The 17306-nt window shown below is 70.5% G+C and carries 16 protein-coding genes, 1 tRNA gene and 8 pseudogenes; 15 read left to right on the forward strand and 10 right to left on the reverse strand.

Translation table 11 applies throughout. The features are described 5' to 3' along the window. Positions 1 to 16: 16 nt before the first annotated feature. A complete protein-coding gene (locus LP418_RS11220; protein ID WP_442940165.1) occupies positions 17 to 616 on the reverse strand; it encodes a nitroreductase family protein in 600 nt (199 codons plus the stop codon). On the opposite strand from LP418_RS11220, the gene LP418_RS11225 reads away from it, so the two are divergent. Together LP418_RS11225 and LP418_RS11230 are read left to right on the forward strand one after the other, a co-directional pair. Then, positions 615 to 1535: a hypothetical protein gene (locus tag LP418_RS11225; protein WP_257956331.1), complete on the forward strand. Its 921-nt coding sequence runs from the start codon at positions 615 to 617 to the stop codon at positions 1533 to 1535. The genes LP418_RS11220 and LP418_RS11225 overlap by 2 nt on opposite strands. After that, the gene (locus tag LP418_RS11230) at positions 1522 to 1707 is read left to right on the forward strand and encodes a hypothetical protein (RefSeq protein WP_257956332.1); all 186 of its coding nucleotides are present in this window, start codon (positions 1522 to 1524) and stop codon (positions 1705 to 1707) included. Before LP418_RS11225 ends, LP418_RS11230 begins: the two co-directional genes overlap by 14 nt. A 41-nt stretch (positions 1708 to 1748) precedes the next feature. Here LP418_RS11230 and LP418_RS11235 read toward each other — a convergent pair. Next, positions 1749 to 1832: transfer RNA gene (locus LP418_RS11235), tRNA-Leu, on the reverse strand. A gap of 163 nt (positions 1833 to 1995) precedes the next feature. Here LP418_RS11235 and LP418_RS30770 point away from each other — a divergent pair. From LP418_RS30770 to pknB, 9 genes and pseudogenes are all read left to right on the forward strand, one after another. Beyond that, positions 1996 to 2151, forward strand: a pseudogene (locus LP418_RS30770) (FhaA domain-containing protein); the annotation flags it as partial. 52 nt (positions 2152 to 2203) lie between these two features. Beyond that, on the forward strand, positions 2204 to 2752 hold the full coding sequence (locus LP418_RS11240) for an FhaA domain-containing protein (RefSeq protein ID WP_336275968.1): 549 nt from the start codon (positions 2204 to 2206) through the stop codon (positions 2750 to 2752). A 3-nt stretch (positions 2753 to 2755) separates the two neighbouring features. After that, entirely contained in the window at positions 2756 to 4318 is a 1563-nt protein-coding gene (locus tag LP418_RS11245) for an FHA domain-containing protein FhaB/FipA (protein WP_257956333.1), read from the forward strand. Then, positions 4303 to 4512: a hypothetical protein gene (locus LP418_RS11250; RefSeq protein ID WP_257956334.1), complete on the forward strand. Its 210-nt coding sequence runs from the start codon at positions 4303 to 4305 to the stop codon at positions 4510 to 4512. Before LP418_RS11245 ends, LP418_RS11250 begins: the two co-directional genes overlap by 16 nt. A 17-nt stretch (positions 4513 to 4529) precedes the next feature. Further along, positions 4530 to 5558 (forward strand): annotated as a pseudogene (locus tag LP418_RS11255) (FtsW/RodA/SpoVE family cell cycle protein); the annotation flags it as partial. Between the two features lie 460 nt (positions 5559 to 6018). Then, a pseudogene (locus LP418_RS33155) lies at positions 6019 to 6249 on the forward strand (hypothetical protein); the annotation flags it as partial. A 307-nt stretch (positions 6250 to 6556) separates the two neighbouring features. Continuing rightward, on the forward strand, positions 6557 to 7372 hold the full coding sequence (locus tag LP418_RS11265; protein ID WP_257956999.1) for a penicillin-binding transpeptidase domain-containing protein: 816 nt from the start codon (positions 6557 to 6559) through the stop codon (positions 7370 to 7372). Positions 7373 to 7492: 120 nt separating this feature from the next. Next, positions 7493 to 8878 carry a protein kinase domain-containing protein gene (locus LP418_RS11270; protein ID WP_257956335.1) on the forward strand — a complete coding sequence of 462 codons (1386 nt, stop codon included), beginning with the start codon at positions 7493 to 7495 and terminating at the stop codon, positions 8876 to 8878. Positions 8879 to 8888: 10 nt separating this feature from the next. Beyond that, positions 8889 to 10713: pseudogene (gene pknB / locus LP418_RS33160) on the forward strand (Stk1 family PASTA domain-containing Ser/Thr kinase). A gap of 34 nt (positions 10714 to 10747) precedes the next feature. Here pknB and LP418_RS11285 read toward each other — a convergent pair. After that, positions 10748 to 11089 (reverse strand): annotated as a pseudogene (locus LP418_RS11285) (DUF881 domain-containing protein); the annotation flags it as partial. Between the two features lie 74 nt (positions 11090 to 11163). Between LP418_RS11285 and LP418_RS11290 the strand changes: the two are divergent. From LP418_RS11290 to LP418_RS11300, 3 genes and pseudogenes are all read left to right on the forward strand, one after another. Then, a complete protein-coding gene (locus tag LP418_RS11290; RefSeq protein WP_257956337.1) occupies positions 11164 to 11367 on the forward strand; it encodes a hypothetical protein in 204 nt (67 codons plus the stop codon). Positions 11368 to 11616: 249 nt separating this feature from the next. Next, positions 11617 to 11850, forward strand: a complete 234-nt coding sequence (locus LP418_RS11295; RefSeq protein ID WP_257956338.1) for a cell division protein CrgA — start codon at positions 11617 to 11619, stop codon at positions 11848 to 11850. Between the two features lie 87 nt (positions 11851 to 11937). Next, positions 11938 to 12072, forward strand: a pseudogene (locus LP418_RS11300) (cell division protein CrgA); the annotation flags it as partial. Between the two features lie 313 nt (positions 12073 to 12385). Here LP418_RS11300 and LP418_RS11305 read toward each other — a convergent pair. Together LP418_RS11305 and LP418_RS11310 are read right to left on the reverse strand one after the other, a co-directional pair. Next, positions 12386 to 13321, reverse strand: coding sequence for a rhomboid family protein (locus LP418_RS11305; protein WP_257956339.1), 936 nt, complete (start codon positions 13319 to 13321; stop codon positions 12386 to 12388). Between the two features lie 10 nt (positions 13322 to 13331). Next, positions 13332 to 13839 (reverse strand): annotated as a pseudogene (locus tag LP418_RS11310) (peptidylprolyl isomerase). A 128-nt stretch (positions 13840 to 13967) separates the two neighbouring features. Here LP418_RS11310 and LP418_RS11315 point away from each other — a divergent pair. Next, on the forward strand, positions 13968 to 14633 hold the full coding sequence (locus LP418_RS11315) for a hypothetical protein (RefSeq protein ID WP_257956340.1): 666 nt from the start codon (positions 13968 to 13970) through the stop codon (positions 14631 to 14633). A gap of 122 nt (positions 14634 to 14755) precedes the next feature. Here the strand turns inward: LP418_RS11315 and LP418_RS33165 are convergent, their stop codons facing one another. The 5 genes and pseudogenes from LP418_RS33165 to LP418_RS11340 all read right to left on the reverse strand — a co-directional run bounded on the left by LP418_RS33165 (position 14756) and on the right by LP418_RS11340 (position 17292). Then, positions 14756 to 15019: a hypothetical protein gene (locus tag LP418_RS33165; protein WP_442940166.1), complete on the reverse strand. Its 264-nt coding sequence runs from the start codon at positions 15017 to 15019 to the stop codon at positions 14756 to 14758. 24 nt (positions 15020 to 15043) lie between these two features. Beyond that, complete coding sequence (locus LP418_RS33170; RefSeq protein WP_442940257.1) at positions 15044 to 15346, reverse strand: hypothetical protein; 303 nt, start codon at positions 15344 to 15346, stop codon at positions 15044 to 15046. A gap of 420 nt (positions 15347 to 15766) precedes the next feature. Further along, a pseudogene (locus LP418_RS11325) lies at positions 15767 to 16564 on the reverse strand (patatin-like phospholipase family protein). Between the two features lie 61 nt (positions 16565 to 16625). After that, positions 16626 to 16883 (reverse strand): DUF3817 domain-containing protein, encoded by a 258-nt coding sequence (locus LP418_RS11335; protein ID WP_257956344.1) that lies wholly within the window; start codon positions 16881 to 16883, stop codon positions 16626 to 16628. A 79-nt stretch (positions 16884 to 16962) separates the two neighbouring features. Continuing rightward, on the reverse strand, positions 16963 to 17292 hold the full coding sequence (locus tag LP418_RS11340) for a hypothetical protein (protein ID WP_257956345.1): 330 nt from the start codon (positions 17290 to 17292) through the stop codon (positions 16963 to 16965). Positions 17293 to 17306: the final 14 nt, after the last annotated feature.

Raw genomic sequence — 17306 nt, forward strand, 5'->3', positions numbered from 1 at the left:
GTCGACGTCGGCCGGGTCACCGGGAACGCCGACCGCGATGCCGGTGAGCAGCACGTGCGTCGCCGGCAGCTCGAGGTCTTCCGCGAGGGCCTCGTGGTCGAACCCGGCGAACTGGTGCGAGTGCAGCCCCATTGCCCGCGCCTGCAGCGTGAGGGTGGGCGGCCGCCCGGCCGACGTCGTAGAGCGCGTAGTCGCTGTAGGCCGGCGCGTCCTCGTCGGCGCCGGTGCTCACGTGGGCGGCGGTGAGGAAGACGACCGACGCGCGCGGCACCCAGCCGGCGTTGCCACGGCTCAAGTGCGCGACCAGCCGTTCGTGGTTCGCCGTTCCACGCTCGCAGACGAAGAACACCCACGGCTGAGAGTTGCCGGCCGAGGGCGCCCACTGGGCCGCGTGCAGCAGCTGGTCGATCTCGGCACGGGTGAGCGTGTGCGCGTCGTCGTACACGCTCGGGCTCCATCGTGATCGCAACGGCTCGGCGAGGACCTCGGCACCGGGTCGGGGGCACGGACGGTGTCGACGGTGCTGGACATGACGCCCAGTATCCGCACCCGGGGTTTGCGCAACGGAGCCCGGTGGCACAAGCCTGTGGAATCCGACAACACATGGGGGATCCATGACTCACCGCAAGCGCATCAGCACGCTGGCCATCGTCGCGATGCTGAGCCTCGTGCTCACCAGCCCGGTCGGCTCGCCGGCCGAGGCGAAGCCCGAGAAGGGCCAGGACAAGGTCAGCTACGGCACCACCTCGTGGGTGGCCGGCACGCAGGGCTACGCGATCAAGGGCAAGGTCAGCGGCCGCAAGCACCGCCGGGTGCAGCTGCAGGTCAAGTGGGCCGACGGCTGGCACACCATCGACAAGGCGAAGACCAAGCGCAAGGGCAAGTTCAAGATCACCGGCAGCCTCGACTGGTACGGCGCCCACAAGCTGCGCGTCGTCGCGCCGAAGACCCGCCGCGACCGGGCCTTGGTCTTCAAGACCAAGAAGTTCAAGATCGCGACGCCGTGGACGCCGCGCGGCTCGTCCTCGTCCTACCTGCGGATGAGCTACAAGGGCGTCAACTTCCAGTGGAACCCCTGCAAGACGATCAAGTACCGCGTCAACCCCGGCTACGCCGGTGAGGGCGCGATCGCCTTCACCCAGACGGCCGTCGAGCTGCTCGAACGGGCCACGGGGTTCAAGACGAAGTACGTCGGCACGACGACGTCGGTGCCCGCCTCGCGCCAGCCCTACCAGAAGGGGACGGACATGGTGATCGCGTGGTCGCACCAGAACGACTACCCCGACCTCGTGCAGGCCGTCGGCCTCGGCGGCCCCGGCAAGCTCAAGGCCGCGCGCCGCAAGTCCAACAACAAGCCGATCCTCGAGATCAAGCAGCCCGGCGTCACGATGAACATGGCGTACGCCGCCAGCTACCCGTTCACGTACGACGACCCGGCCAACGAGCCGATGGGGCTGGTGCTGGTCCACGAGCTCGGCCACGCGTTCCGGGCTCGAGCACTTCGCGGACAACATCCGGGTCATGCACCCGGGTGACCGTCCGCCGTCGGAGACGGGCTACCACTCGACGTACGAAGCGGGCGACCTCGCTGGCCTCCGAGCCCGGGGCGCCCGGGGGCGGTTGCCTCAAGCCCTACCGCAAGCGCGGGCGCTGGTCCGCGCTCGACGTGAGCGCGATCCCGGACTTCACCCGGGAGTGAGCAACTGAAATGAGCGAAGGCCCCGGGTGACCGGGGCCTTCGTTCGTGTGTGCGCGAGGGGGATTTGAACCCCCACGCCCTTTCGGACACTGGCACCTGAAGCCAGCGCGTCTGCCGTTCCGCCACTCGCGCAAGAAGCGGGGGACAGGTTATCCCACGGGGTCGGGTCGCTCCCAATCGGACGGCCCGCTCGGGCAACGCCGTCGGGGGCGCGCCGCCCGCCCGGAGCGGCGGGCGACGGCGTGGCCAGTACGATCGGCGACACCTGCACGACCGCGCGACCACTGTGGCGGTTGATGAGGTGCGCCCCCGAACACCCCCTGAACCACACCCCTGACGACAGAGAGGAGGCGCTGGACGTGAACGGCCTGCAACGCTTCGAGCACAAGCTGGAGCAGCTCATCTCCGGTGCCTTCGCGCGCGCCTTCCGCAGCGCCGTCCAACCCGTCGAGATCGCCGCCGCCCTGCAACGCGAGTGCGACAACAACGCCCAGATCCTCAGTCGTGACCGGCGCCTCGGTGCCCAACACGTTCCACGTCGAGCTGTCGGCGGTCGACCTCGAGCGGTTGCACGGCTACGACGACGCGATGGGCCGAGACCTGATCGACCAGCTCAAGGACCACGCCGACTCGCAGGGCTATGTCTTCACGGGTCCGGTGACGGTCAACTTCGAGACCGCCGACGACCTGACCACCGGTCGCTTCCGGATCCGCAGCCGGGCCGAGGCGCAGGTCACCGACAACGACCAGCGCACCCGCACCCGGTCCGCGCGCGCGGTCCTCGAGGTCAACGGGAGCCGGCACCCGCTGCGCGCGCCCGGCCTCGTCGTCGGCCGCGGCACCGAGGCCGACCTGCGGATCAACGACCCGGGCGTGAGCCGCCAGCACGTCGAGTTCCTCGTCAACGGCGACGAGGTCGAGGTCGTCGACCTCGGCTCCACCAACGGGATGCTCGTCAACGGCACCAAGGTCGGGCGCGCGGTCCTGCGCGACGGCTCCGAGGTGAAGATCGGCCGCACCACCATGACGGTCCGTGTCGATGGAGAGGCCTGAGCCGTGTCCGAGCTGACCTTGTTCCTGATCAGGTTCGCCTACCTCGCGATCCTGTGGATCTTCGTGCTCTCCGCCGTCTCGGTGATCCGCTCCGACATGTTCGGTGCGCGGGTGCCCGAGACCGCCCGCGGCGCTGCGCCGACGCGCGGCAAGGCCAAGGCGCCCACCAAGCGCCGCGGTTCGCCGACCCACCTGATCGTGATCGAGGGCGACAACACCGGCGCCCGTGCCGAGCTCAGCGACGCACCCCTGCTGATCGGTCGCGGCAGCGACGCAGCGATCAAGCTCGACGACGACTACGTCTCGACCCGCCACGCGCGGGTGGCGGCCAGCGGCGACGAGTGGTTCGTCGAGGACCTCGGCTCCACCAACGGCACCTACGTCGGCACGGTGCGGATCACCCAGCCCACCACCATCGGCTCTGGGCATCCAGGTGCGGATCGGCAAGACCATCCTCGAGCTGCGGAAGTAGGGCAGATGGCCACCCCGGAGCAGCTCTTCCTCCAGTTCTCGGCGATCTCGGACGTCGGCCGGATCCGCAAGGACAACCGGGACTCCGGCTACGCCGGGCCGTGGCTGCTGACCGTCTGCGACGGCGTCGGCGGTGCGGCTCGCGGCGACCTCGCCTCCGCGACCGCCGTACAAGCCCTGCGCAAGCTCGACACCCGGCCCAGCGACGACATGCTCGGCCGGGTCGCCGGCGCCATCCACCGCGCCAACGACCGGATCTCCGAGATCATCGACGAGGACCCCGCCCTCAACGGCACCAGCACCACCGCGTCGGTGCTGCTCTTCGACGGCGCCAAGGTCGCGGTCGGCCACCTCGGCGACAGCCGCGCCTACCTCCTGCGTGGCGGCGAGATGCGCCAGCTCACCCACGACCACACCTTCGTCCAGAGCCTGATCGACGAGGGCCGGATCACCGAGGAGCAGTCGCGGACGCACCCCAACCGCAACCTCATCCTCAAGGCCGTAGACGGCATCCGGCACGAGGAGCCCGACCTCTTCGAGTTCCCCGTCCGGGTCGGCGACCGGCTCTTCGTCTGCAGCGACGGCGCCTGCGGCTTCCTGACCGACGACCGGATGGGCGACATCCCGGGCAGCGGCACCCCCGACTTCGCCGCGGTCGAGCTGGTCCGCGCCAGCCTCGAGGCCGGCAGCAGCGACAACGTCACCTGCATCGTCGCCGAGGTCGTCGAGACCGCGCCCGAGCCCGCCATCGAGCCGCTGCTCGTCGGTGCCGCCGCCGACCTGCCGCGTCGCCTCGCCAGCACCGGGGCCACCCGCGCCCGGGTGTTCCGCGGCCACCGCTCGGGTGACACCGGTGAGATCCCCGCGGTCCCGGGCCGAGCTGCCCGACCTGCCCAGCGACGTGCACGCGATCCCCTCCGACCCGATCGACCCCGAGACCGCTCGCTATGCGCCGCGACCGCCGGCCCGCTTCACGTGGCTCAAGCGCGCCCTCGCCGGCTGCGTCGTGCTCGGCCCGGGCCCGGATCGCGTTCGCCTTCGCGTGGTCGTGGAGCCAGAGCCAGTTCTACGTCGGCGTCATGGACGGCAAGATGACCATCTTCCGCGGCCTCAACGCGGAGATCCCCGGCATCGAGATCTCGCACCCCTACGAGCGCAGCGACGTCGAGATCGACAACCTCAGCGAGTACGACGCCCTCAACGTCACCCGTGGCATCGAGGTCAGCGACCTCGACGAGGCCCGCGCCACGGTGGAGAACTACGCCGCCCTCCGGGACCTGCCCGAATGAGCCAGCCCGGCACCCTGATGGGGTTCGTGCACCGGCGGCGCCGGGGCGCCGAGCTCTTCCTCCTGCTGATCGCGCTCGTGGTCGGCATCGGCGCGTATGCCGCGGTCGGCCCGGGGGTCGAGGGCACCATCCCCACCGACATCGTCGCGTACGGCGGATGGCTGGCCGCGCTCGTCGTGGCAGCGCACATCGCCGTACGCATCGTGGCGCCCTATGCCGATCCGGTGCTGCTGCCCCCGGTCGCCGCGCTCAACGGGCTCGGCCTCGCGGTGATCCACCGCCTCGACCTGACCTACGAGGCGCGGGGCCTTGACCAGCACACCTTCGCCACGCAGCAGCTGACCTGGATGACGCTCGGCGTCGTCCTCTTCATCGCCACCATCGCTGCTGCTGCGACCACCGCTCCCTGCAGCGGCTCACCTACACCTCCGGGCCCGGCGGCGATCGTGCTGCTGCTGCTGCCGTTCCTGCCGGTGATCGGTGTGCCCATCAACGGCGCCAACATCTGGATCCGGGTCGCCGGTTTCAGCTTCCAGCCGGGCGAGGTCGCCAAGGTGCTGCTGGTGGTGGCGTTCGCGGGCTATCTCGTCCAGCACCGCGACGCCCCGGCGCTCGCCGGGCGCCGGGTCGTCTTCGTCGACCTGCCGCGCGGGCGCGACCTCGGCCCGATCCCGGCCATGTTCGGCGTCTCGATGATGATCCCGGTCCTGCAGAACGACCTCGGTTCCTCACTGCTGTTCTTCGGCCTGTTCCCGGTGATGCTCTACGTCGCGACGGAGCGCCCGGGCTGGCTGCTCGTGGGTGGGCTGATGTTCGGCGCCGGCGCGCTCGCGGCGTACACCTTCGTGCCCAACGTGCAGAACCGCTTCAACTTCTGGCTGCACCCGATGGACTACTACGAGGCATCGCCCGGCAGCGGGCAGCTCGTCGAGGCGATGTTCGGCATGGGCTGGGGCGGCCTGATCGGTCGCGGCTTCGGCAACGGCTTCCCCGAGCGGGTGCCGTTCGCCTACTCCGACTTCATCCTGTCCACGATCGGCGAGGAGCTCGGGCTGACCGCGGTGATGGCCGTCATCCTCTGCTACGGGCTGATCGTCGAGCGCGCTGCTGCGGATCGCGCTGATCTCGCGCGACGGCTTCGGCAAGCTGCTGGCCGTCGGGTTCGCGAGCATCGTGGCGCTGCAGGTCTTCGTGGTCATCGGCGGCGTGACCGGCCTGATCCCGCTGACCGGCCTCACCACACCCTTCCTGTCGTACGGCGGGTCGTCGCTGGTCGCCAACTGGGTGATCATCGCGCTCCTCATGCGCATCTCCGACCACGCACGCCGCCCGATCCCGAGGATGACCGAAGTGTCGGACGGCTCGGACAGCGAGACGACCCGGGTGGTGAAGCTGCGATGAACAAGCCGATCCGCACCATCTCGATGTTCTGCCTGCTGCTGTTCGCGGCGCTGCTGCTCAACTCGACCTACCTGATGTACTTCCGCGCCGACGAGCTCGCCGCCGATGCCCAGAACCGCCGTGTCATCACCGCCGCCTTCGCCCGCAGAGCGCGGCGCGATCGTGGTCGGCAAGGAGACGGTGGCGCGCAGCATCGAGTCCGACGACCAGTACAAGTTCCAGCGCACCTACTCCCAGCCGTTCAAGTACGCCCCGATCACCGGCTACTTCTCCTACTACTCCCAGACCGGCATCGAGCGCTCGCAGAACGACGTGCTCTCCGGCGACGACTCGCGGCTGTTCGTGACCCGCTCGGTCGACATGCTCAGCAACACCGAGCCGCAGGGAGGCAACGTCGAGCTGACCATCAACCCGGCCGCGCAGGACGCCGCGTGGGAGGGGCTGCAGAACCTGCCCGGTGACGCGAAGGGCGCGGTCGTCGCGCTCGAGCCGAGCACCGGCAAGATCCCGGCGATGGTCTCCAGCCCGACCTTCGACCCCAACCTGATGGCCTCCCACAACCTCAGCGAGGTCAGGGACGAGTCCGAGCGGCTCGAGGGACGACCCGGCCACGCCGCTGATCAACCGGGCCATCGGCACCACGCTGCCGCCCGGCTCCACCTTCAAGCTGGTCACCGCGGCGGCCGCGATCGAGTCGGGCAACTACGACAAGGACTCGCTCGTCCCCGGCGTCAAGGAGTTCCAGCTGCCGCAGTCGACCGAGAAGGTCGGCAACTGGCAGGGCGGCAGCTGCGGCGGCAACAAGATCACCCTCACCCGGGCCCCGGCAGTCTCCTGCAACGTCAGCTTCCTGACGCTGGCCAACGAGCTCGGCAACGAGGCGATGGCCGAGCAGGCCGAGGCGTTCGGCTTCAACTCGACCTCGCTCGAGGACCTGCCCGGCCGGGGCACGTCGAACTACCCGCGCGACATGGACGAGCCCCAGACCGCGATGTCGGGCATCGGCCAGTCCAGCGTGACCGCCTCGCCGCTGCAGATGGCGATGGTCGCCGCCGGCATCGCCAACGGCGGCGAGGTCAAGCGCCCCTACCTCGTCGACGAGGTCCGCGCCCCCAACGCATCGTTGCTCGACAAGACCGAGGAGTCGACCTACTCCCGGGCCATCTCGAGCGCCACCGCCGACCAGCTCACCGACATGATGGTGGCCACGGTCGAGAGCGGGACCGCCGGCGTTGCCGCAATCCCGGGCGTCTCGGTCGCCGGCAAGACGGGCACGGCGCAGTCGACGGACTCGCGTCCGCCGTACGCCCGGTTCGTGTCGTTCGCCCCGGCCGACGACCCGCAGGTCGCGGTCGCGGTGATGGTCGAGGCCAGCGACACCGCGCGCGACGAGATCGCGGGCGGCACCCTCGGCGGCCCGATCGCGAAGGCGATCATGGAGGCGGTGATGGGGTCGTGAGCATTCCGGAGCACGGACGCTTCGCCGACGACGCGCACCGCTACGCCCTCGTGTCGCGGATCGCGACCGGTGGCATGGGCGAGGTCTGGCGCGGCGAGGACACCACCCCCGGGCCGGGCAGTGGCGGTCAAGCTGCTGAAGGCGGAGTACGCCGACGACGCGACCTTCCGACGACGCTTCGAGAGCGAGGCGCAGCACGCAGCCTCGCTGCACCACCCGGGCATCGCCGGCGTCTTCGACTTCGGCGAGGCCGCAGCGCTCGACGGCTCGGGCACCCCGCGGCCCTACCTCGTGATGGAGCTCGTCGAGGGCCAGCCACTCTCCGCGCTGCTGCGACCGGACGCGCCGCTGGACGCCGAGGTCACCCGCGACCTGATGGCGCAGGCGGCGTCGGCGCTGGGCGCGGCCCATGCGGCCGGGATCGTGCACCGCGACGTCAAGCCGGGCAACCTCATCGTCACGCCCGACCGCCGGATCAAGGTCACCGACTTCGGCATCGCCCGCGCCGCCGACGGCCTCGCGATCACCGAGACCGGGCAGGTGATGGGCACCCCCGCCTACCTCTCGCCCGAGCAGGCCGAGGGCGGTCGGGCCACGGCGGCCTCCGACGTCTACAGCCCGGCCTGCGTCGCCTTCGAGTGCCCGGCCGGTCGGCGCGCCTTCACCGGCGACACCGCCGTCGCGACCGCGGTCGCGCACCTGCGCCAGCCCGTGCCCACGCTTCCCTCCTCGGTGCCCGCCGACCTCGCCGCCGTCGTCACCCGGGCGCTGGCCAAGGACCCTTCGGCGCGGTACGCCGACGGGTCGGCCTTCGGCGCCGCGCTGCGTGATCCGTCGTCCGCCGCGGCGGCTGCCCCGCTGCCCGTGCCCTCCCCGGTCGCCGAGCCCGCTCCCGAGACCCGGGTGCTCCCCGCGACCACCGCGACGCCGGTGCAGCCTGCTGCGGCGCCGGCGCAACGCCGTACGAACCCGGCGATGTGGTTCGTGCTCGGCGCGGTGCTGGTGGCGGCTGCGCTGATCATCTGGCAGATCATGAGCAGCTCCGGCGAGGCCGACGACCCCACCGTGCAGCCGTCTCCCAGCCAGAACCGCAGCCAGACCGAGTCGCCGAGCCCGACGACCGAGCCGACCGAGACCGGCATCGAGGTGGACGAGGACGACTACGTCGGCCGCGAGATCGGGGAGGTCCAGTCGGCGCTGAAGGATCTCGGGCTGAAGGTCAGCCGCGAGAAGCTCGACAACCCGGGCGACGAGGTCGAGGGAACCGTGGCCGGGGTGAACCCGTCCGGCACGCTGGTCAACGGTGACCGGGTGACGGTGAGCTACTGGGGCAAGGCGCCGAAGGAGGTCCCCACGGAGACCCCGACGGAAACGCCGACCGAGACCCCGACCGAGACCCCCACCGAGACCCCCACGGAGACCGCGACGCCGACGGAGACCCCGACCGAGACCCCGACTGAAGCTCCCATCGAGACGACCTCCCCGACGGAAGTTGCAACGCAGTGAGAGGCGAACCATGAGCACTGAGCCGACCCTGATCGGCGGCCGCTACGAGCTCGGCGAGCTGCTGGGACGCGGTGGCATGGCCGAGGTGCGACAGGCCCGCGACACCCGCCTCGGCCGGACCGTGGCGGTCAAGCGCCTGCGCACCGACCTCGCCAGTGACGCGACCTTCCGGGCTCGCTTCCGACGTGAGGCGCAGTCGTCGGCCTCGCTCAACCACCCCTCGATCGTGTCGGTCTACGACACCGGCGAGGAGATGTCGACCGACGGCTCCGACGTCGCCCAGCCCTACATCGTGATGGAGCGCGTGCAGGGCCGCACCCTGCGCGACATCATCCGAGAGGGTCGCAAGATCCTGCCCGAGCGCGCCCTCGAGATCACCAGCGACGTGCTGGCCGCGCTCGACTACAGCCACCGGTCCGGGATCATCCACCGCGACATCAAGCCCGGCAACGTGATGCTCACGCCCGCCGGTGACGTGAAGGTGATGGACTTCGGCATCGCCCGGGCCGTGTCCGACGCCAGCTCGACGATGACCCAGACGGCCGCGGTGGTCGGTACGGCGCAGTACCTCTCCCCCGAGCAGGCGCGCGGCGAGACCGTCGACTCCCGGTCCGACGTCTACTCCACCGGTTGCCTGCTCTACGAGCTGCTCACCGGTCGCCCGCCGTTCGTCGGCGACAGCCCGGTCGCGGTCGCCTACCAGCACGTGCGCGAGAACCCCGCTCCGCCCTCGGACCACGACGACCAGCTCGACGCCGAGATCGACGCGATCGTGCTCAAGTCGCTGGCCAAGCGCGTGGAGGACCGCTACCAGAGCTCGGCCGCGATGCGTGCCGACATCGAGCGCTACCTCGCCGGGCACCCGATCCAGGCGGCCCCGCCGCCGATGGCGCCCACCGAGGCCGTCGCGCCCGCCGCGGCCACGCAGTTCATCCCCACCACCGCCACGGCGACAGGCATGACCGCGGTCGGCGCGGGGCAACCGCCCGAGCACGGCGGACGCAGCCGGACCGGGCTGATGTTCCTGATCGGCTTCCCCGGTGATCCCGGTGATCGCCGGTGCGGCCTACATCCTGCCCAGCCTCTTCGAGTCGCCCCCCGAGGAGAAGCAGGTGCCCGCGCTCGTGGGGATGACGCAGAACGAGGCCCGCGCGGCCATCCGCGACGCCGGCCTCTCGGTCGGCACCGTGTCGCGTGAGCCCTCGGACACCGTGCCCGTGGACGTGGTGATCGAGCAGACGCCCAACCGCGACCTCTACGTCGAACCGGGCAGCGCCGTCGACTTCATCCTGTCGCTCGGCATGCCCGAGGTCGGCGTGCCCTATGTCCCGGGGCAGCCCAAGGAGGCCGCTCGGACGGTGCTGGAGAGCAACAACCTCCGGGTGAAGTTCGAGACCGGGGAGTCCGACGAGCCCAAGGACACCGTCGTCGACTCCGACCCGGCGAGCGGCCAGCAGGTCCCCGAGGGCACCACGGTCACGCTCTTCGTCTCGGCCGGCCCGAAGTCCGTGCCCAACGTCATCGGGATGCCGAAGTTCCGGGCCGAGAAGACGCTGACGGCCGCCGGCTTCGAGGTCGAGGTGCGCGAGGACCCCAGCTCCACCGAGCCCAAGCGCACGGTCGTCGACCAGATCCCCGCCGACGGCACCGCCGACCGGGGGCGACACGATCACCATCTTCGTGTCGATCTACGAGGAGCCGGTCGAGACTCCGCTTCCCACCGAGACGCCACTGCCGACGGAGACGCCTCCGACGACGCCGCCGGCCGAGACACCGTTGCCGACGGAGACGCCGACGACGACGCCGCGTCGCCGCTGACGTCAGCCGCTGGTTGAGCAGGCGCGCCAGCGCCGTGTCGAAACCGAGGCGTCAGGCGTCGGGCATCGGCGTTGCGTAGGTGAGGTCGAGCAGCCCCTCGTAGCCGGGAGCGACCGCGTGCGGCAGCACCTCGGCGGCGTACGTCACTCCACCGCGCGGATCGGCGACGGCCTCGCGGTAGATGTCGAGATAGCTGTCGCCGTCGAGCGAGTCGAGCATCAGCGCGGGCAGGCCGATGCCGACGATCTCGTAGGGCGGGTAGTAGGGCACGCCCCGGAGGCTGACCCAGGTGCCGTCGCACTTGATCCCGGTCGTCGAGATCAGGCGCTGGCCCCGGATGGTGACCGCCTCGGCGCCCGCGCGCCACATCGCGTTGACCACGGCCCTGGATGTCCTGCTGGTGCACGACGACGTCGAGCGGGTCGCGTGTCTCGTCGGCGAGCACCTCGTCGGAGGCGTCGTCGAGGGTGACCTTCACGGCCGGCCCGGCACGCGGGGTCAGCCCGGCGGGGTCGGACAGGATCTCGACGTCCTCCCGGGCCCGGTCGACGCTGCGATCGCCGACCTTGGCACTGAGCTCCTCGATCTCGGAGTTGAGCGCCGCCACCTCGGCGGTCAGCTCGTTGGTGTCCTCGCGCTGCACCTTCACCACGGAGGCGAAGTCGGTGTAGCGGCCGCCGCGCAGGTCGGTGCCGTCGCTGTGGTCGTAGCTGATCGCGAACAGCACACCCGACAGCAGCACCACCACGGGTGTGCCGATCCGCCACGCCGACGCCGATCGCTTCCGCCCGGACGCGCCGTCGTCGCCGGTGGCGGGGCGCGAGTCGGAGTCCGAGACCATGCCGACTACGCTAACCCCCCGGTGGGTGACCCGCCGAGTCCGAATGATCACTGTGCAATTTCTGAGCAGGAGTGTTGTTGTGGCCAAGTCCAACGCGACGTACGTCCAGCCCGAGGCGAAGATCGTGTCGGTGAGGTTCGTGCTCTCACTGCTGCTGATGGCCGCCGGTATCGCGTGGATCGCGTTCTACTACCTCAGCGTGCGCCCGGACCCCGACGTGTTCCCGGTGCCCAAGGCCACCCCGAAGGCGATCGCCGACCTCGGGCTGTGGAACTACGCCATCGGCTTCGGCGCGTTCCCCGGGTCGGCCTGATGATCTCGGCCAACCCGGTGACGCCGCTCAGGCGCGGACGCGGCGTCGTGATCGGCATGCTCGGCTGCTTCCCCGGTCGGCCCGGTCTGGATCTGCACCTTCTACGTCTTCTCCGACGACCTCAGCAAGCTCCCCGTCTTCAACGACCCGGGCCAGTGGAACCTCGCGGTCGGCATCGCCTTCATGGCGGCCGGCTTCACCTTCGCCACGCGCTGGGAATAGCGCTTCGATCTCCTGACAGCCGTCGGTCCTTCGGGGACCGGCGGCTGTCTGCATTTGTCCACCGTTGTGGACGCCGCTGTGGATGAATTACAAGCCTGTAGTTATCCACAGGTGAGTCCACACCTGTGCATGACCGACGCACTCCCCAGCGGTGGGTGAACCACATTTTCCGGCGCGCGAAGGTGGCTGGCTCACCGCTGCCGAGCCTGTCGGCGAGGACATGCCGACAGGCGGTGGCACAGCCACCTTTTCGGCGTACGAAATGTGGGTCACGCACCGCTGTGTGGCGGACCGGGACAGGACGATGGAACCCTCAGGCGAGGGCGGCGGTGCGGAGCACGATCAGCACCGCGAGTACGGCGGTGAGGCCGGCCAGACCGAGGACTCGGACCTGCGTCCGGTTCGTTCGCGGGGGAGTAGGCGAGCACGGCCGCGATCGCCATCCCGCCGAGCAGGCCGCCCAGTGCGCCTGCCGGGAGATGAACGACGAGCCCACGATGGTGATCACGGCGTTGATGCCGATCCACGTCAGGATGTTGCGGATGTCGCCGCCGACCTTGAAGGCGATGACGAGCAGCGCGCCCATCAGTCCGAAGACGGCACCGGAGGCGCCGAGGGTGGCGCCGGTCTCGGAGGCCAGCCAGTAGACCATCGTCGAGCCGGCGAGCGCCGAGAGGAAGTAGAGAGCCGGGAACCGGGCCCGGCCGATGGCCAGCTCGAGCTGGGGCCCCGGGACCCACAGGGCCAGCATGTTGAAGCCGATGTGCCAGATGTCGACGTGGGTGAAGGCGCTGGTGATGAGCTGCCAGACCGCGCCGTCGGCGACGCCGGGCACCCAGTGCCCGTCGGTCTGCGCGTAGAACTGGCAGTCCGTCACGGACGTCAGGTTGGGGTAGTAGCCGCCCCGGTCCGACTCGCAGGTCCCGAGCGGAGTCAGTGCCGGGGTGCGGATCAGGTCGCTGCTGCGCCAGCCGGTCGCCGGGATCGCCAGCCAGACGGCGACGTTGCTGACGATCAGCACGATGGAGGTGAGCGCGGGATTGGCCGAGCGTTGTCCGCCGTACGGCGTGCGGCCGGTGCGCGTCTGCTTGGCACCCTCGCTCACGCAGCTCGGGCACTGGAACCCGACCGCGGCGTCGCGCATGCAGTCGGGGCAGATCGGGCGCTCACACCGCTGACAGCGGATCCACGTCTCACGGTCGGTGTGCCGATAACAGGTCGGCACACCGGCCGCGGACGTGTCACTCATGGGTGGTGGTTCAGCGCTCGATCGTCACGGACTCGATGACGACCGCATCGACCGGACGGTCGCCCGCACCGGTGCGCGTGGCACCGATCTTGTCCACGACGTCGCGCGAGGACTGGTCCGCGACCTCACCGAAGATCGTGTGCTTGCGGTTCAGCCACGAGGTGGCGCCGAGGGTGATGAAGAACTGCGAGCCGTTGGTGCCCGGGCCGGCGTTGGCCATGGCCGGGAGGTAGGGCTTGTCGAAGACGAGCTCGGGGTGGACCTCGTCCTTGAACGTGTAGCCCGGACCGCCGGTGCCGGTGCCCCGGGGGCAGCCGCCCTGGATCATGAAGCCCTCGATGACCCGGTGGAAACCGAGGCCGTCGTAGAACGGGCCGGAACGGTCGCCGGCCGAGTAGTCCTTGGTGCCCTCGGCGAGACCGACGAAGTTGTCGACCGTCTCGGGAGCGTGGTTGGGGAACAGGTTGATGACGATGTCACCCCCGGTTGGTCTTCAGGGTGGCCTTCGGGTCCGCCATGGTGATGCCTCTCGCGTGGGGTGAAGTCAACGCACCGATCCTGCCATGGCACCCCTCACCCCGGCGGGGGCTGGTCGCCCCTTGGGGTGCATGGTGAGATGGAGACACCAATCTCTAGGAGGACACGCATGCGGATCCGCAAGCAGAAGTCGCTCATCGACCGGGCTCAGGACTACGTCGAGTCGGTCGCCGAAACCGTCATCCCCCAGCTCGAGGCAGCGCTGGAGTCCGCCCGTGACAAGGCCGGACCCGCGATCTCCGACGCCCGCGAGAAGGCCGCACCGCTGCTGGCCGAGGGCCGGGCGATCGCGTCCGAGAAGGCCTCGGCCGGGGCCGCGGCCGCCGCCGAGCGGGCCGCGACGTCGCGTGAGTTCGCCGCCGCGAAGATGGCCGAGCTCCGCCACGAGCCGGAGCCCAAGGGCTCGAAGCTGAAGAAGGTGCTTCTCCTCGGCGGCCTGCTCGCCATCGGCGGCGCCGTGTTCAGCAAGCTGCGCCAGCAGTCGGCGGGCAGCAGCAACTGGCAGTCGTCCTACGTCCCGACGCCCCCGCCGGCGCCGGCCCCGCCCCCGGCAGCAGCCCCGGCCGCGCCGGCATCACCCGCAGCCCCCGCCTCCGCCGGAGCGCCCATCCAGCCGCTGCCGACGGAGACGTCTGAGGACTCGGTCGACGACCCGGCCGGCAGCGACCCCGGCGAGGCCATCAGCGACGCCGCCGAGGCCCCGCACGACGTCACCACGCCCGACGCCCCGGCAGAGATCATCGACGTCGACGACGTGCCGGAGAACAAGCACTAGGCAATCTCCAGCGATCACCTGTCAGGGAAGTCCGTCACGTGTCAGGTGTTGCAACACCTGACAGGTGAGGGAGTCCCCGGATATCCGGGGACTCCCTCACCTGTCAGGGGACTTCCCCACCGTCAGGACCTGTGCAGCTCCTTCGGCTTGTGGTGGTCGATCCACGCGTCGATGTGCTCCCACCAGCCGAAGAGCCAGTCGATCCGCTCGTCGCGATCGGCGGGGATGTCGGCGCGCGGCACCTCCCACCAGCGCATGATGAGCTCCTTGTCCATCGGCAGCTCGCGCCAGACGTCGGCGACGGTGAGCATGTGGTCGAGCCCGGTGTGCGCGACCAGCACGACGTCGGCCTCGGGCGCGGCGTCGAGGGCCGCCGAGGAAGCCACCGGGCCGGGGCGCGAGCACGTTGGTCATCCGCTCGGCCCGCTCGGCCATCTTCTCCAGCCCGAGCTTGCGCAGCCGTGCGATCGCGCGGTCACGCCGTTCGGGGGTGAAGTGCCGCCCTCCGGGAAGATCACGAACGCGTCGTTCGCGTCGAGCCCTGAGGCCAGTCGGGCGATCTTGGTCTCGAACTCCTCGCCCGGTCCGGGGTTCGGCGAGATGAAGGACGCCGGGATCCGGTTGAGCAGCACGTCGATCGCCGGGTCCCACGCCGAGGTGTCCTTGAGCACGACGCGCGGCTCGCGGTTGTACCAGTGCAGCAGCGCATACATCAGCGTGAACGAGTCGCCCGGCCCCGCGTGCCGGCAGCACACCAGGATCGGTCGAGTCGGGTGCGCCACCGGCGCCGGGCCGTCGGTGCGGATCCTCAGCGCCAGCACGCGCCGGGCCTCGCGGAAGAAGCCGACCAGCACCCACTGCACCGAGGTCGTAGTGGATGCCCGCGAAGTACGGCGAACGGATCCGCCACCCGAAGCCGGAGGCCAACCACAGGCCGAGCAGCACGAGGAGCAGCAACGACTCGGCCGTGAGGTAGAGGATCAGCACCCACAGCAGCCGCAGCGCCCGCCACCGGCCGGGCACGATCGGCGCCATGGCCGCCGCGACGATGAGCCACAGCGGCAGGCTGACCCAGAGCGCCGCGGTCAGCAGCACGACCGCAGGAGCGATCAGCAGCCGCCGCAGCGCCCGTGTCATGCGAGGTGCTCGTCCAGATACGCCGTCGAGGCGTCGTACGTCGCATCGATCCGGCGTTGCACGGAGTCGAAGTCGCGGAAGGCGAGCATGCTGTCGTCCTTGCTCGAGGTCCCGGCGGCCGGCAGCACGTGCGCGACGACCCCGTCGGGGACCTCGGCCAGCTCGCGCTGGAACCGGTGCCGGCGGGCGACCTCGAAGCTCACCCGGGCAACCTCCCACGGCCGCCGCGGCGGCGCCAGTGGCCGGTCGATGCGGCCGACCTGCAGCACGAAGATCCGGGTCGCCCCGAGCCCGACCGCACGGCCGACCGGAATGGAGTTGACGATGCCGCCGTCGAGGAAGTGCTCCTCGCCGTACTGCGTCGTGGCGACCGCCGGTGGCAGCAGTCCGGGGACGGCGGCACTGGCGAGGATGGCGGGCACCAGCGGGCCGCTCATGAACCAGTGCTCGGCGGCGCGCTCGATGCTGGCCGCGCAGACGCCGAAGGTGACCGGTAGGTCCTCGAACGTGAGGTCGCCGAACTCGTCGACCGGGCGCTCGCGCAGGGGATTCACGGAGAAGACGTGCGTGCCGCCGGTGGCCACCACGCGGCGTACGGTGCGAAGCGGCCGCTCGCGGAAGAGCTCGCTGCCGTCCGTGGCGCGTGCTCAGGCGGTCGCCGCCCACAGGTCGGTCAGCCGGTCGATCACGTCGAGCGACGGGTCGCGGGCGACCGGGGCGCCGTTGAGGGCCCCGACGCTGGTGCCGAGCACGATGTCGGGGACGATGTCGCGCTCGAAGAGGGCGCGGAGCATGCCCACCTCGACGGCGCCGAGCACGCCGCCACCGCCGAGGACGAACGCCGTGGTCAAGGCCCTACCGCAGCTCTGCGTGCTCGGCGCGCAGCCGGGACGCCACGTTGTGCTCGACCCAGAAGATCAGCACCGGGATCAGCCCGGCCAGCAGCATCAGCACGAGGTATTGCAGCGACCAGCCCGCCCGGCGCGAGAGCAGGAAGGCGACCACGACGTAGACGATGTAGACCCAGCCGTGGATCAGCGCGACGACGCCGGTGAGGCTGTCGCCGAAGGTCTGCACGTCGGTGCCCTCGGTCAGGGTGTACTTCAGGACCATCCCGACCGCGAGGGCCGGGGAGGAGGACGCCGACGACGAAGGCCAGCGCGGTAGGTGAGGAAGAGGTTGCGCACGCGCCTCAATCTACCGACGCGTCCGTGGCGGACCTGACGGCCTGCTCGTCGCGGACCCAGCGCCACCAGACGAACGCCGCGAACGCGCCGAAGAACCACCACTCGAAGGCATAGAGCAGGTTGCGCAGTGCGGTGAACGTGCCGACCTCGGGCAACGAGTCGAGGGTGGCCGGCTCGAGCCCGCCCGAACCCGAGGTGCTCACGAGGTAGGCGCTGTAGAGGTCGTTGTCGACGCGCTGGATCGCGTCGGCGGTGCGGAGCTGGGGGACGACGTCGTCGTCGGGGTCGTCGTCGACGGAGCCGTTGCCCTCCGGTGGCTGCAGCCATCCGGTCACGTCGCCCGCCCCGG

The organism is Nocardioides sp. B-3, assembly GCF_024703895.1.
Classification (GTDB): domain Bacteria; phylum Actinomycetota; class Actinomycetes; order Propionibacteriales; family Nocardioidaceae; genus Nocardioides.